Here is a 14,845-nt window from a genome sequence, read left to right as displayed (position 1 = left end):
TCAGCGCACCTTCAGTTCGATGCGATACAGGCGTCCGAGCAACAACGAGTAGGAGAGCGTGCCGATCAGCGCCACGCCGCCGATGAACCAGAAGGCATAGGCGAAGGTGCCGGTGGCGTGGACGATGGCGCCGATCACGATCGGCGTGACGATGCCGCCGATGTTCGCCGCCAGGCTGGTGATGCCGCCGGTGAGGCCGATCAGCTCTTTCGGCGCTACTTCCGAGACCGCCGCCCAGGACGATGACGCGATACCTTGGGCGAAGAAGGCGATGGTCAGCACGGCGATGCAGATCAGGTTGGAGTCGGTGAAATTCACCAGCACGATCGACATGCCCAGCATCGAGCCGACCACCAACGGCAGCTTGCGGGCAAACGACATCGAGTAGCCGCGACGGATCAACAGGTCGGAAACGATGCCAGCCAGCAGAATTCCCACCGTCGCACCGACGAAGGGCAGTACGGCGAAGATCCCGGCCTTGATCATGGTCAATTTGCGTTCTTCGATCAGGTAGGTCGGGAACCAGGTGAGGAAGAAATACAGCGCCGAGGTGCTGGCGAATTTGCCGATGCAGATCGCCCAGATCTGCCGATAACTGAACAGCTCGGCAATCTGCCGCCAGTTGAAACGGGTGCGTTCCTGACTGCTCTTGACCAGACCGCCGCCGGTTTCGATGTACTTCAACTCCTCCTGGCTGACTTTCTTGCAGTTCAGCGGATCGCGATACAGGTACAGCCACAGCACACCGAAGACAATGCCCAGTGCGCCGGTGCTGTAGAACACGTGGCGCCAGTCGAAGGTGGTCGCCAGCCACAGCAGCGCGCCGGTGAACAGCGCCGTGCCGAGGTACTGGCCGCACACGTAGATGCTGCTGGCCAGCCCGCGTTCTCGCGCCGGAAACCACACCGTTACGGCACGGCTGTTGGCCGGGAAGGCCGGGGCTTCCATGGCGCCGACCGCCAGACGCAGGCCGAACAGCGAAGCGAAACCGCTGGCGAAGCCTTGGCAAACGGTAACGGTCGACCAACTGATCAGCGACACGCCGTAGGTGAAGCGCGAGCCAAACCGGTCGGCGATAAATCCCGCCGGCACCAGTGCCAAGGCATAGGTCCAGGCGAAGGCGGAAAAGATCAGGCCCATTTCGATCTTGTCCAGGCCCAGGTCCTTGGCCATGAACGGCGCGGCAATCGAGATGTTCACCCGGTCGATGTAATTGATGATCGTCGCAATCAGCAGCAACGACAGCATGAACCAGCGCCGCCGGGTGGGCAGGCGCTGCGACGAGACGGCATCGCGTGCGCCGGCAATCACCGGCGGCACCGTGGCACTGGAAGAGTGGGAGTTGGACATGCGGAGACCTCGTTATTGTTAGAAGAGTCGAGATTTTTCGAGCAGCCGACGCCGTTGCCCGCAACGTGTGGGGCAGGGCGATCGAACGGCTTGCAGCGCGGGTTTCAGATGTTCAGGAACGTCTTTCTGCGATTGACTTGAAGGGAAGGTAGGGCGGGGCGGCGAGGGGGAATAGCAGGATCATGACGTGCGCACCTTTGATTGTTTTTGAAAGAGGTTGGGCTGCGTTGTCATTACAGTGGTCGTACAACGGTTCTAAATCAACCGGCGGGTTAGAACGTTTTTTCTTCAAAAATGGGGATTAGGCGAACCTGTCCAAAAAGATAAATACGATTTGTCTTGATAAAAAGGATTGCGTAGCCATCTTAAGCGCATGATTAATAACGGTTATCCGAATTTCGATAGCAATTCAGTTTTTGGACAGGCGCGTGGCGAGGCTTGTCTCATAAAAGCCATTGTCATCGTATGACTCATTGCCGCATATCGCTCAACCCTGCAAGATGACAGGCGCCACCTCACTGCCCGGAGGACCTCCCGCCCATGTCTTCACCCAGCCGTATTCCGACCTACGTCATGCAGCAGCGCAGCGAATTGACCGATTTCTACATTCGCGACAAAAAGGGTCGGCGCGCTGAAACCGCGCCTCACCGGCATGAGTATTTCCAGATCCAGATCAACCTCGGTGGCGACACCGTGCAGCACATCGGCAGCGTGCAGCGGCCGTTCCCGCGCAACACCCTGGCGTTCATCCTGCCCCATCGCGTGCATGTGATTCCGCATCCCGAGGACAGCAATTTCATCGTCATCAACTTTTCCCAGACGTTCCTCTTGCCGCATTTGCAATGCGACCCGATGGATCTGGAAGAAGTGTCGATCCTGCTGGCGCCGGAGCTGTCGCCGTTCCGCTTTCAGGAGCATCTGGATTTCATTCTGGGCGATGAAGATTTCGCTCAGGTCTGCGGCCTGATCGAGCAGATGCGTGCACTCGATGAGAACCGTCAGTTCGGCACGCGGGAAATGCTCAAGGGGCTGTTGCTGCAGATGATTGGCAGCGTGTGTTTTCTCTATGCCGAACCGCTCAAGCGTCTGGCGGAAGAGAATGCCGCCGAGAACAGCCGTCGCGACGCCCTGAGCCGGATGTTCGAATACTTGCGGAAGAACATCGCCGATCCTGATCTCAACCTGATCAAAGTCGCCGCTGCGACCTATCTGTCACCGACCTACCTGACGCACTGGCTGCGCAAGGAGATCGGCAAGACGTTCACCGAGCTGGTGCTGGAGCGGCGCATGCACGCAGCGCGCAATTTTTTGCTCAACAGCACGCGCTCGGTGGGCGAGGTGGCGCGGTTGTGCGGGTTCGCCGACGAGGCCTATTTTTCCCGACGCTTTCGCCAGATTCATGGCCAGCCGCCGGGGCAGTTCCGTCGGCGCCAGCTCAACCCGGACACGCCGCAGACGCCGTTGAACACCTGAGCGGCGCTCAGACCCACTTGAAGCGCGCAGGGAAGCGCGCGACGAAACAGGTGCCTGCTTTGCTGTCGGAGGTGACGCTCAAAGTGCCGTTGTGCGCATTGGCAATTTGCCCGGCAATGTACAAGCCCAGCCCCAGCCCTTCGTTGCGCTGACCCGCTTCGGAACGCGAGAACGGTTCGAACAGCAGCGGCATCAGCGCCGGCGGAATCGGCGCGCCCTGGTTGGTCAGGGAAATGACCATCTCGTCGCCCTCGGCATACGCCTTGAGCACGATCGGCTCGGCCGTCGAGCCATGGGTCACGGCGTTGCCCAGCAGGTTCGACAACAGCTGGCTGATGCGCAGCGGGTCGCAATAGACCCCGGTCGGCACTTCAAGCGAATCAATGAACTGCGCCTGCGGGTACGCCACCTGGATCTCGTCCAGGGTCTGGCGCAGCGTTTGCTGCAAGTCATCGACCAGTTTGCGCTGCACCGGAATTCCGCTGCCGAGCCGGCCCCGAGCGAAGTCGAGAATGTTTTCGATCAACACGCCCATGCGTACCGAGCTGGTGCGGATCGCCGACAGCAGCGTGCGCGAGCGCTTGTCCTCGGCCTTGCTTTCGAGCAGGTCGGCACTCATGCGAATGGCGCTCAGTGGCGTGCGCAAATCGTGGCCCAGCACCGCAATGAATTGCTCGCGCAGACGGCCCATTTCGTTGGCATCGGCCAGGGCGGTTCTGGTTGCGTGCAGATGACCTTGGGTATCCAGGCTCATGGCGATCAGTTGGGCGAAGAGGGTAAGGGTCTTTTCGATGGCCGGGTCGTCGAGGTTCGCCGGAACCGAATCAATGGCGCAGAGTGTGCCAAAAAACTCGCCATTGGCCTTGATGATAGGAATCGAAATGTAGCTTTCCAGACCATAGGTTTTCGGCGTGTGGTGCGTGGAGAAAACCGGGTGCTGGCTGGCATGGCCGAAGATCACCGGCTGATGGTGCTGACGGATCTCATGACAAATCGTCGATTCCAGTACCAGTTCGCCGCCGGGCAACAGGCCGAAGTCTATCGAGTCATCCACGGCGCAAGCGATCCACTTGCTCTCGGTGACCCGCGCTACAGCGGCGAAGCGCATGCCGGTCGTATGCTTGACCATGCTCAGGATCACCGGCACAGCGTCAATGCTGCCGATGGCTTGGAGGTCGGAGGAGAAATCTGTCTGGGGCATGGCCGGCGCTTCGCGAAAGTGTCGCCAGAGACTATCGGTTATTGCCGGCCATGCCTAATGAACGTGCAAAAAAAGGGCGCCGGGAAAACTCCCGGCACCTGTCGTGCTGCGTGCTGAGCCTGTCGACTCAGAACTTGTACTTGGCCGTCATCATGTAGCTGCGCGGCGTGCCGTAGTTGTCGGTCGAGCCCCACGTCACGTCAGTACCGATGGACGAGTAGTACTTGCGATCGAAGATGTTGTTGGCGTTGACCTGCAGGTCGAGGTGTTTGTTGACCTCGTAGCCGGCCATCAGATCGGTGACCGCGTAGCCACCCTGTTCCAGGCGATAGCTGCTGCCGTTGGCCAGGGCGATGTCGTTGTACATGCGGCTCTGCCAGTAGACGTTGCCGCCCACCCGCAGTTTTTCCAGCGGGCCTTTGAAGCGGTACACGGTGGAGACCTTGAACAGGTGCTCGGGCATGTCGGTGTCGAACTTCTGGTTGTTGTTCGCCGGGTTTTCGTCCTTGATGTAGTGGGCGCGGGTATAGGTGTAGCCGGCGCCGACTTGCCATTGCTCGGTCAGCGCACCTTGCAGTTCCATGTCCACGCCCTGGGCGCGAACCTTGCCGGAGGTTTCGTAGCAGGTCAGTTCCGGGCAGCCGAGCTGGGTCGCCGCCTGGGTGGCGCGGTTGGTCTGGTCCATCTGGAACACCGCCACGCTGCCGTTCAGGGCACCGTCGAAATATTCGCCCTTGATGCCGACTTCGTAGTTTTCACCGACGATCGGCTCAAGCACTTTGCCGCCGAGGTCTTTCTGGGTTTGCGGGGTGAAGATGTCGGTGTAGCTGGCGTAGACCGAGTGATGGTCGTCGAGCTTGTAGATCAGGCCCGCATAACGGGTCAGGTTGCGGGTGACCTTGAAGTCGCCATCGGCCGAGCGATCGTCGTAGTCATACCAGTCCAGACGACTGCCGAGGATCAGCGTCAGCGGATCGGCCAGGCTCAAGCGCGTAGTCAGGTAAACCGCGTCCTGGGTGGTGACGTTGCGCGACTTGCCGCTGCGCACGAAGTCAGGCTTGGGCGCGCCGATCGGCAGGCCTGTGTCGTAGGGCGAGTATTCCTTGGTGGTCGCGTCGTATACGCGATTGCTCGCGCCGACCACCAATTCGTGGGTACGGCCGAACGCTTCGAACGGGCCGCTGGCAAAACCGTCGAACGCGCGTTGCTTGTCGGTGTGGTGCGATTGGTAGGCGGTGGTTTCCAGCGGGCCGTCGGAGCGCGACAGGTATGTGCCGGAGAATTCGCCCTCGAGCGTTGAAGTCGAACCGCCGAGGTGCAGTTTCCAGTCGTTGTCGAACCGGTGTTCGACTTCACCGAACACGGTGTCGACCTGCAGCTTGCGGTTTTCCCAATCGGTGCCCGGGTAAGTGGAGCGGGGCAAGTCGAGGTGATGACCGTTTTCACCGATCGGCAGGCCACCCCAGAAATAGTTGGTCTGGTCGTTCTGCCGCGAGAAGCCGAGGGTCGCGGTGGTGCTGTCGCTCAGGTCCGCTTCACCGATGGCATAGAACAGCCCGTGATCGTTTTCTTCCTTGTCGCGGAAACTGTCGGCGCCCTGATACGACGTCACCACACGGCCACGCAGCGTGCCGCTTTCGTTCAGCGGGCTGGAGGCATCGACTTCGCCACGGTAGTCATCCCAGCTGCCGGCGGCGCCAGTGAGGGTCACGCGCTGATCGGCGGTTGGACGCTTGCGCACCATGTTGATCGCCGCCGACGGGTTGCCGGCACCGGTGACCAGACCGGTTGCGCCACGGACGATTTCCACCCGGTCGAACATCGCCAGGTTCGGCTGCACCGCCAGGGTGAACGGCGAATACGAGCTGGGCAGGCCGTCGTACATGATGTTGTCGATGTCGAAACCGCGCGCCTTGTAAGTCTGCCGACCCGGGCCGCTGGCCTCGCTGAGGAACAGCCCCGGCGTGCCCCGCACCACGTCGTTGACGCTGGTCATGTTCTGGTCGTCCATGCGCTGTCGCGTGATCACCGTCACCGCCTGCGGCGTTTCGCGCATGGTCAGCGACAGCTTGGTCGCGGTCTGCATCGGGCCGGTGGTGTAGGACTGCGTGTCTTCGGTGGTGCTGCTCATCTGCGTAGCGCCGATTTCGGTCGCTTGCAGTTCCAGCGGGCCATTGGCTGGCGCGCTGGGGGCGGTTTCTTCGGCGAGGGCAGGTGCGATGCTGACCATGCCGATGGCGATTGCGAGGAGGTTAGGTGAAAGGTTCGAACGGCGGTGGATGGTGTGAAACGACATCTATCTGCTTCCCCAAGATGACCCAAACGAAACTGATGCGAGTGCATGTAAGAATTATTCGCATTAGTATGTAGGAAGTTTCCTGAGGAATAAACCCGTACGGTTCAGTTAGTTAATGATTTTTTCACAATTGGATTTGATCGCTTCCGCAAACAAATGTGGGAGCGAGCCTGCTCGCGAAGGCGGTGTATCAATCAACAGATGCGTTGTCTGACACTCCGCTTTCGCGAGCAGGCTCGCTCCCACAGGGTTATGCAGTTTTTTTGGAATCAGTCCAGATCCTGCGCACCGTGCCGCTCCGGCACCTGACTGTCTTCATCACCCCAGGTGCGGTTCACCCGTTGTCCACGTACGACCGCCGGGCGCATGGCGATGTCTTCCGCCCAGCGCTGTACATGGGTGTACTCATGGGCCGCGAGAAACTCCGCCGCCGAGTAGACGTTGTTGCGCACCAGTTGCCCGTACCAGGGCCATACGGCGATGTCGGCGATGGTGTAGTCGTCACCGGCCAGATAGGCGTTGTCGGCGAGACGGCGGTCGAGTACATCCAGTTGCCGTTTGGCTTCCATGGTGAAGCGATTGATCGGGTATTCGAGCTTCTCTGGCGCGTAAGCGTAGAAATGCCCAAAGCCACCGCCCAGATACGGCGCCGAGCCCATTTGCCAGAACAGCCAGTTGAGGGTTTCGGTACGACCGGCCGGATCCTTGGGCAGGAAGGCTCCGAACTTTTCCGCGAGATACAGCAGGATCGACCCGGACTCGAACACCCGGATCGGCGGCTCGACACTGCGATCCAGCAGCGCCGGAATCTTCGAGTTCGGGTTGATTTCGACAAAACCGCTGGAGAACTGATCGCCTTCGCCAATGCGGATCAGCCACGCGTCGTACTCGGCCTCGCTGTGCCCGAGCGCGAGCAACTCTTCGAGCAGGATGGTGACTTTGACGCCGTTGGGCGTGGCCAGCGAATACAGCTGCAACGGATGCTTGCCGACAGGCAGCTCTTTGTCATGAGTCGGCCCGGCGATCGGGCGGTTGATGCTGGCGAAGTGGCCGCCGGAAGGCGCTTCTTGTTTCCAGACCTTGGGCGGAACGTAAGACGCATTGCTCATGAAACGGACCTCGTCGATGCTGGGAGAGAACAGGTAGACACCGTAGGGAAAATTTCCGGCGGGTGCCAGCCCCCACAGATTTATCTGCCAACCCAAATCCCCTGTAGGAGTGAGCCTGCTCGCGATAGCGGTGTATCAGCTAGAGAAGTAGTGACTGATACACCGCTATCGCGAGCAGGCTCACTCCTACAGGGTTATGTGGTGAATCATCAAATCCAATACTGTCCAACAGCACCACCGGTTCCCTGCACCGGATCACTCTCAGGAAACCCAAGCCCCTGGATCCGCGCCAACTGCGCATCACTCGGCGCCTCCCGGCAAATATCCGCCTGCTGCCCCGGCGGATACGCGCCCACCACCAGAAAATCCTCACTCGATCCCAGATTGCAGTGGCCAGTCCCGGCCGGCAGCAACAACACATCCCCGGCGCTGACGTCGACGACCTGCCCATTCGGCCCGCCCAGCATCAACCGTGCCTGACCGGCCGCCACGCCAAGCACTTCGTGGCCTTCGGTGTGGTAGTGGTGATAGTCATAAATTCCGTAGCGCCACTGCGCTGGCCAGCCGTTGGCGCCGAACATCTGCTCGAAACGCGCTGCGGGGTCGTCGCCCTCGATGGCGATCGCGTGGCGATAGATCAGCACCGGCAGACGCGGATTGTTCGGCACCCAGTCATTGCGTTCGAGCAGCAGGGTTTGTACTTCAGTCATGGCGAATCCTCCTTTGATCATTTTTCAATCGACCGCAGGGCAGGGTGCTCGCCTCAAAAAATCGTTGCTGCGTAAACACGGGGCCAAAGTCCATGCCCGGACAATCCAGCGAAACTTCACCGCGAAGCGGGCTGTCCAGACCCTTACATGTCCATGCAGCAGCAAATGGCGAGGGTCAAGATGACGAAGACAGTAGGTGATTTTCTGGTGGAACGGCTCAGCGAATGGGGCGTGACGCGAATTTTTGGCTATCCGGGCGATGGCATCAACGGCGTCTTCGGCGCCATGAGCCGGGCCAAAGGCAAGATCGAATTCGTTCAGGCACGGCACGAAGAGATGGCTGCGTTCATGGCCTCGGCCCATGCGAAGTTCACCGGCGAGCTGGGCGTGTGTATCGCCACGTCCGGCCCCGGCGCTTCGCACCTGATCACCGGCCTCTACGATGCGCGCATGGACCACATGCCGGTGCTCGCCATCGTCGGGCAGCAGGCGCGCACGGCGTTGGGCAGTCATTACCAGCAGGAACTGGACCTGGTGTCGATGTTCAAGGATGTGGCCGGTGCATTTGTGCAGCAGGCCTCGGCGCCGTCGCAGGTGCGCCATCTGCTCGATCGCGCGGTGCGAACTGCCGTCGGCGAGCGCCGCGTCACCGCGCTGATCCTGCCCAATGACTTGCAGGATCTGCCTTACGAACAACCGGCGCGCGCCCATGGCACTGCGCATTCCGGCGTCGGTTACAACAAGCCGAAAGTCGTGCCTTATGAAAGCGATCTGCAACGCGCCGCCGAAGTGCTCAACAGTGGCGAGAAAGTTGCGATTCTGGTCGGTGCCGGCGCGCTGGAGGCGACTGATCAAGTGATCGCCGTGGCGGAAAAACTCGGCGCCGGTGTGGCCAAAGCGCTGCTGGGCAAAGCGGCATTGCCCGACGAACTGCAGTGGGTGACCGGCAGCATCGGCCTGCTCGGCACCGAGCCCAGCTACAAGCTGATGAGCGAGTGCGACACCTTGTTGATGATCGGTTCGGGCTTCCCGTATTCCGAATTTCTGCCTAAGGAAGGCCAGGCGCGCGGCGTGCAGATCGATTTGCAACCGGACATGCTCAGCCTGCGGTATCCGATGGAGGTCAATCTGGTCGGTGATTCAGCGGAAACCCTCGCTGCGTTGCTGCCGCTGCTGGAACAGAAAACCTCAAGCAAATGGCGCAAGAAGATCGAAGGCTGGCGCGGCAGTTGGGAGAAAACCCTGGAGAGACGCGCCATGGCCAAAGCCGATCCGGTCAACCCGCAACGGGTGGTCTACGAGCTGTCACCGCGCTTGCCTGAGCAGGCAATCATCACCAGCGATTCCGGCTCCTGCGCCAACTGGTACGCCCGCGACCTGAAAATCCGCCGGGGCATGAAATGCTCGTTGTCCGGTGGCCTGGCCTCGATGGGGGCTGCGGTGCCGTATGCGATCGCGGCGAAATTCGCCTTTCCCGAGCGCCCGGTGATTGCCCTGGTCGGCGACGGCGCGATGCAGATGAACAACATGGCCGAGCTGATCACCGTCGCCAAATACTGGCGGCAGTGGCAGAGCCCGAAATGGATCTGCGCGGTGTTCAACAACGAAGACCTCAATCAGGTCACTTGGGAGCAGCGAGTGATGGAGGGCGATCCCAAGTTTGAAGCGTCGCAGAGCATTCCCGACGTGCCGTATCACTTGTTCGCGATTTCCATTGGCCTCAAGGGCATCTTCGTTGATCGCGAAGAAGACGTGGCGGCTGCGTGGGAGCAGGCGCTCGCCTCGGAAGTGCCGGTGCTGATCGAGTTCAAGACGGACCCGAACGTGCCGCCGCTGCCACCGCACATCAAGCTTGAGCAAGCGAAGAAATTCGCCACGACCCTGCTCAAGGGTGATCCGGACGAGGCCGGGGTGATCATGCAAACCGCCAAGCAGGTGCTTGGTTCCGTGTTGCCCGGCAAAAAATGACGGTGGGCGCTTGAACGAGCCTGTAATGTTCATCGGTTGTGCCGGCTGGAGCCTCGGTCGCGAGCACTGGCCGGAATTTCCTGCCGAGGGAACGCACCTGCAACGCTACGCCGCGCGCTGCAACTGTGTGGAGATCAACAGCTCGTTCTACCGCCCGCATCGACGCCAGACCTACGAGCGCTGGGCCGACTCGGTGCCACCGGACTTTCGCTTCGCCGTCAAAGTGCCGAAGCTCATCACCCATGAGCAACGGCTGGCGGACAGCGCGGGAGCGCTCGATGAGTTTCTCGGCCAGTGCGAAGGCTTGGGTGATCGCCTTGGCTGCCTGCTGGTGCAATTGCCACCGAAACTGGCGTTCGATGCACCAGTGGCCGAGGCTTTCTTCGGCGCCTTGCGCGAGCGTTTTCAAGGCAGCGTGGTGCTGGAACCGCGACACGAATCGTGGACTGACGCTGAGGCACTGCTGGTGGAGCTGCAGATTGCTCAGGCAGCGGTCGATCCGTCACGGATCAGCACCGACACCGCGCCGGGCGGCTGGCAGGGCCTGCAGTATTGGCGCTTGCATGGCTCGCCGCGGATTTATCACAGCGCTTATGACGCGGCTTGTCTGCGGCAGCTTGCTCAGACCCTGCAGAGTGCGAAAGCCGAAGTCAGAGACATCTGGTGCATCTTCGACAACACCGCCAGCGGCGCGGCCACGGCAGATGCGCTGGCTTTGAAGGCGTTGATCGAAGGCCGTTCACGCTGAAACAGCGACGCTTTCGCCACCCACACAAACCATCCGGCTACAGGTAAACTCCGCGCACTTTTTCAAGGAGTTCACATGAGTTACTACCAGCCGGGCATTCTCGCCACCCCTGTTCCTGCGCAAGCACGTCATCTGTTTTTCGCTCTGGCGTCGGTGCAAGCCTTGCCGCAAGCGATCGACAATCTGCTGATGCTGGTGGATGGCAAGTCGGCAGTGGTGGGCTTTGGTGAGTCGTTGACCAAGGCGCTGAACGTTGAGATCGCTGGCCTGCGCAGCTTCCCGGCCCTGACCGGCGTCGGCGTGGACAACCCGTCGACCCAGCATGCGTTGTGGGTCTGGTTGCACGGTGTCGACCGGGGCGAATTGCTCAATCGCAGCAATGCCATCGAAGCGGCGCTGGCCCCGGCCTTGCGCCTGGTGCAGATGCAGGAAGCCTTCCGCCACATGGAAGGCCACGACCTCACCGGTTACGAAGACGGCACGGAAAACCCGCATGACGACGCCGCTGTCGCCGCCGCGTTGCTGAGCACCGGCGCTGATGGGCTGGTCGGAGGCAGTTTCGCCGCGATCCAGCAGTGGCAGCACGATCTCAAGGGCTTTCATCGCCTCACTGCTGGCGCCAAGGACGACATCATGGGGCGTCGCCTGAGCGATAACGAAGAAATCGACGACGCGCCGATCTCCGCCCACGTCAAACGCACCGCCCAGGAAAGCTTCGCCCCGGAAGCTTTCGTGGTGCGCCGCTCGATGCCATGGATCGAAGGCGACCGCGCCGGTTTGATGTTCCTCGCTTTCGGCTTTTCCCTCGATGCGTTCGAAGCACAACTGCGGCGCATGAGCGGTCTGGAAGACGGAATCGCCGATGGTCTGTACCAGATCAGCCGACCGATCACCGGCGGCTACTACTGGTGCCCGCCGCTCATCGACGGACGCCTTGATCTGCGTGCGCTGCGCATCGGCTGAGGATTGAGCAAAACGGTAACGTCAAAAGATCGCAGCCTTCGGCAGTTCCTGCAGGGCAATCGCATTCAATCTGTAGGCGCTGCCGAAGGCTGCGATCTTTTGCATCTCAAGGGCGAATCTAAGGTTATGCCCAAACAATATTTCTCAAGCTTGTCATAACGTCTCTAAGATCACGTCATAACTCGTTATGACAAGTGATTCCGTGATGACCGATAACGTTCTCTCCCTCAGTAGCGTTCCGCTGCACACCCAGTTGCGCGATGTCCTGCGTGCGCGAATTCTCGATGGCGAATACCCGCAAGACAGTCAGATGCCTTCTGAAAGCGAGCTCGGTGCACTGTTCAAAGTCAGCCGCATCACCGTGCGCCAGGCCCTGGGCGATCTGCAAAAGGAAGGGCTGATCTTCAAGATCCATGGCAAGGGCACCTTCGTCGCCAAGCCGAAAACCTTTCAAAACGTCAGCAGCCTGCAAGGCCTTGCCGAGTCGATGACCGGGCGCGGCTACGAGGTGATCAACCGCCTGCGCAGCTTCAAATTCATCGCCGCTGACAAACGAGTCGCCGAGCGTCTGCAGGTGGCCGAAGGCGAGATCGTCGCGCAGATCAAGCGCGTACGGCTGATCAACCGCGAGCCGATCTCGCTGGAAATCACCTACCTGCCCAAAGCGCTCGGCGAGCGGCTGGAGAAGGCGGATCTGGTCACTCGCGACATCTTTCTGATCCTGGAAAACGACTGTGGCATCGCCCTCGGCCACGCCGATCTGGCCATCGACGCGGTGCTGGCCGATAGCGACCTGACCCAGGCACTCAACGTTGAAGCCGGCTCGCCGATCATGCGCATCGAGCGTTTGACTCACGACGCCCAGGGCCAGCCGCTGGACTTCGAACACCTTTATTACCGTGGCGATGCGTTCCAGTACCGCCTGCGGATCGACCGGCAGAAAGGGGAGCAGGCATGACCCGCAACGTTCTAGAACAGGAATACGACATCGTCGTGATTGGCGGTGGTACGGCCGGGCCGATGGCGGCGATCAAGGCCAAGGAGAAGAACCGCGATTTGCGCGTGTTGCTGGTCGACAAGGCCAACGTCAAACGCAGCGGCGCGATCAGCATGGGCATGGACGGGCTGAACAACGCGATCATCCCGGGGCATTCGACGCCGGAGCAGTACACCAAGGAAATAACCATCGCCAATGACGGCATCGTCAATCAGGCGGCGGTTTACGCCTACGCCACCCACAGTTTCGAAACCATCGAGCAGCTCGACCGTTGGGGGGTGAAGTTCGAGAAGGACGAAACCGGTGATTACGCGGTGAAAAAGGTCCACCACATGGGCGCCTATGTGTTGCCGATGCCGGAAGGGCACGACATCAAGAAGGTCCTGTATCGGCAGTTGAAACGCGCACGGGTGAGCATCACCAATCGTCTGGTCTGCACGCGTTTGCTGACTGACGAGGAGGGCGCGGTCAACGGTGTCATGGGCTTCGACTGCCGCACCGCCGACTTCCATGTGATCAAGGCCAAAGCGGTGATTCTTGCCTGCGGCGCGGCCGGACGCCTCGGTCTGCCTTCGTCGGGCTACCTGATGGGCACTTACGAAAACCCGACCAATGCGGGTGACGGCTACGCGATGGCCTATCACGCCGGCGCCGAACTGGCGAACCTCGAGTGCTTCCAGATCAACCCGCTGATCAAGGATTACAACGGCCCGGCCTGCGCCTACGTCACCGGCCCGCTGGGTGGCTACACCGCCAACAACAAGGGCGAACGCTTCATCGAGTGCGACTACTGGAGCGGGCAGATGATGTGGGAATTCCATCAGGAACTGGAAAGCGGCAACGGCCCGGTGTTCCTCAAGCTCGATCACCTGGCCGAGGAAACCATCCAGAACATCGAGGAAATCCTGCACAGCAACGAGCGCCCGAGCCGTGGCCAGTTCCACGCCAATCGCGGCACCGATTACCGCACGCAGATGGTCGAAATGCACATTTCGGAGATCGGTTTCTGCAGTGGTCACTCGGCGTCCGGCGTGTGGGTCAACGAGCGTGCCGAGACTTCGGTGAAGGGCTTGTACTCGGCCGGCGACATGGCTGCGGTGCCGCACAACTACATGCTTGGCGCGTTCACTTACGGCTGGTTCGCCGGGCACAACGCCGCGGAGTTTGTCGCCGACCGCGAGTTTTCCGCACTGGACGCTGAGCAGATCGCCAGGGAAAAAGCCCGGCTCTATGCGCCGCTCGATCGCGCAGAAGGCCTGCCGCCGGCGCAGGTCGAGTACAAGCTGCGGCGCTTCGTCAACGACTACCTGCAACCGCCGAAAGTGACCAAGAAGATGCAGATTGGTCTGCAACGTTTCAGCGACATCGAACGCGATCTCGAGCAGATGAAAGCCAACAACGCTCATGAATTGATGCGCGCGATGGAAACCAGCGTGATCCGCGACTGCGCCGAAATGGCCGCCCGCGCGTCGTTGTTCCGCGCCGAAAGCCGCTGGGGCCTGTACCACTATCGCGTCGACCATCCGCAACGCAACGATGCCGAATGGTTCTGCCATTGCCATCTGAAGAAGGGCGAGGACGGCCGCATGAGCAGTTTCAAGAAAGCTGTCGAGCCTTACATCATCCCGCTCGACGCCGAGGAAATGCAGGCCTACGACCGCCTGCGGGTCGGCGCTTTCGCCGCTTGAAGCATCATTTTTCAGAGAGTCCGAACCATGGCTTATCAAGCTCAGGAAATCTTCTTCCGCTCTAACGCCCCGGTCACCGTGGACGAGGACAAATGCATCGCCGAAAAGGGCTGCACCGTGTGTGTCGACGTCTGCCCGATGGACCTGCTGGCGATCAACCCGGCCACGCAAAAGGCCTACATGGCCTTCGATGAATGCTGGTACTGCATGCCGTGCGAGAAGGATTGCCCGACGGGGGCCGTCAAAGTCGAAATCCCCTATCTCCTGCGTTGAAACGCTTTCCCCTGTAGGAGTGAGCCTGCTCGCGATAGCGGTGGGTCAGATGTAGATGTGTTAGCTGAC

At 60.6% G+C, this 14,845-nt stretch carries 12 protein-coding genes; 7 read left to right on the top strand and 5 right to left on the bottom strand.

Annotation, left to right across the window (positions count from 1 at the left end):
- On the bottom strand, positions 1-1,350 hold the full coding sequence (locus AEQ63_RS03700; protein WP_042610295.1) for an MFS transporter: 1,350 nt from the start codon (positions 1,348-1,350) through the stop codon (positions 1-3).
- A 540-nt stretch (positions 1,351-1,890) separates the two neighbouring features.
- On the opposite strand from AEQ63_RS03700, the gene AEQ63_RS03695 reads away from it, so the two are divergent.
- Complete coding sequence (locus tag AEQ63_RS03695; RefSeq protein ID WP_039758730.1) at positions 1,891-2,823, top strand: helix-turn-helix transcriptional regulator; 933 nt, start codon at positions 1,891-1,893, stop codon at positions 2,821-2,823.
- Positions 2,824-2,830: 7 nt separating this feature from the next.
- On the opposite strand, the gene AEQ63_RS03690 is transcribed toward AEQ63_RS03695, so the two are convergent.
- The 4 genes from AEQ63_RS03690 to AEQ63_RS03675 form a co-directional block, all read right to left on the bottom strand.
- On the bottom strand, positions 2,831-4,024 hold the full coding sequence (locus tag AEQ63_RS03690; protein ID WP_042610297.1) for a GAF domain-containing sensor histidine kinase: 1,194 nt from the start codon (positions 4,022-4,024) through the stop codon (positions 2,831-2,833).
- Between the two features lie 127 nt (positions 4,025-4,151).
- Entirely contained in the window at positions 4,152-6,320 is a 2,169-nt protein-coding gene (locus AEQ63_RS03685) for a TonB-dependent siderophore receptor (RefSeq protein ID WP_064361818.1), read from the bottom strand.
- A 269-nt stretch (positions 6,321-6,589) separates the two neighbouring features.
- Positions 6,590-7,429, bottom strand: coding sequence for a glutathione-dependent disulfide-bond oxidoreductase (gene yghU / locus AEQ63_RS03680; RefSeq protein ID WP_064361817.1), 840 nt, complete (start codon positions 7,427-7,429; stop codon positions 6,590-6,592).
- A 209-nt stretch (positions 7,430-7,638) separates the two neighbouring features.
- The gene (locus AEQ63_RS03675; RefSeq protein ID WP_152972319.1) at positions 7,639-8,139 is read right to left on the bottom strand and encodes a cupin; all 501 of its coding nucleotides are present in this window, start codon (positions 8,137-8,139) and stop codon (positions 7,639-7,641) included.
- A 180-nt stretch (positions 8,140-8,319) separates the two neighbouring features.
- Here AEQ63_RS03675 and AEQ63_RS03670 point away from each other — a divergent pair, with 180 nt between their 5' ends.
- From AEQ63_RS03670 to AEQ63_RS03645, 6 genes are all read left to right on the top strand, one after another.
- On the top strand, positions 8,320-10,107 hold the full coding sequence (locus AEQ63_RS03670; RefSeq protein WP_064362041.1) for a thiamine pyrophosphate-requiring protein: 1,788 nt from the start codon (positions 8,320-8,322) through the stop codon (positions 10,105-10,107).
- 25 nt (positions 10,108-10,132) lie between these two features.
- Positions 10,133-10,855 (top strand): DUF72 domain-containing protein, encoded by a 723-nt coding sequence (locus AEQ63_RS03665; RefSeq protein WP_064361815.1) that lies wholly within the window; start codon positions 10,133-10,135, stop codon positions 10,853-10,855.
- Positions 10,856-10,930: 75 nt separating this feature from the next.
- Positions 10,931-11,818: a Dyp-type peroxidase gene (locus AEQ63_RS03660; RefSeq protein WP_064361814.1), complete on the top strand. Its 888-nt coding sequence runs from the start codon at positions 10,931-10,933 to the stop codon at positions 11,816-11,818.
- 205 nt (positions 11,819-12,023) lie between these two features.
- Positions 12,024-12,776 (top strand): GntR family transcriptional regulator, encoded by a 753-nt coding sequence (locus AEQ63_RS03655; protein ID WP_064361813.1) that lies wholly within the window; start codon positions 12,024-12,026, stop codon positions 12,774-12,776.
- On the top strand, positions 12,773-14,503 hold the full coding sequence (locus AEQ63_RS03650; RefSeq protein ID WP_064361812.1) for a fumarate reductase/succinate dehydrogenase flavoprotein subunit: 1,731 nt from the start codon (positions 12,773-12,775) through the stop codon (positions 14,501-14,503). The genes AEQ63_RS03655 and AEQ63_RS03650 overlap by 4 nt, the downstream gene beginning before the upstream one ends.
- Before the next feature lie 27 nt (positions 14,504-14,530).
- Positions 14,531-14,776, top strand: a complete 246-nt coding sequence (locus tag AEQ63_RS03645) for a 4Fe-4S dicluster domain-containing protein (protein WP_007959413.1) — start codon at positions 14,531-14,533, stop codon at positions 14,774-14,776.
- Positions 14,777-14,845: the final 69 nt, after the last annotated feature.

Source organism: Pseudomonas sp. RIT-PI-o (assembly GCF_001297215.1).
Classification (GTDB): Bacteria; Pseudomonadota; Gammaproteobacteria; order Pseudomonadales; family Pseudomonadaceae; genus Aquipseudomonas; species Aquipseudomonas moraviensis_A.
The sequence above is the reverse complement of the archived record's forward strand: the minus strand, read 5'-3'. Positions and strand labels throughout refer to the sequence as shown.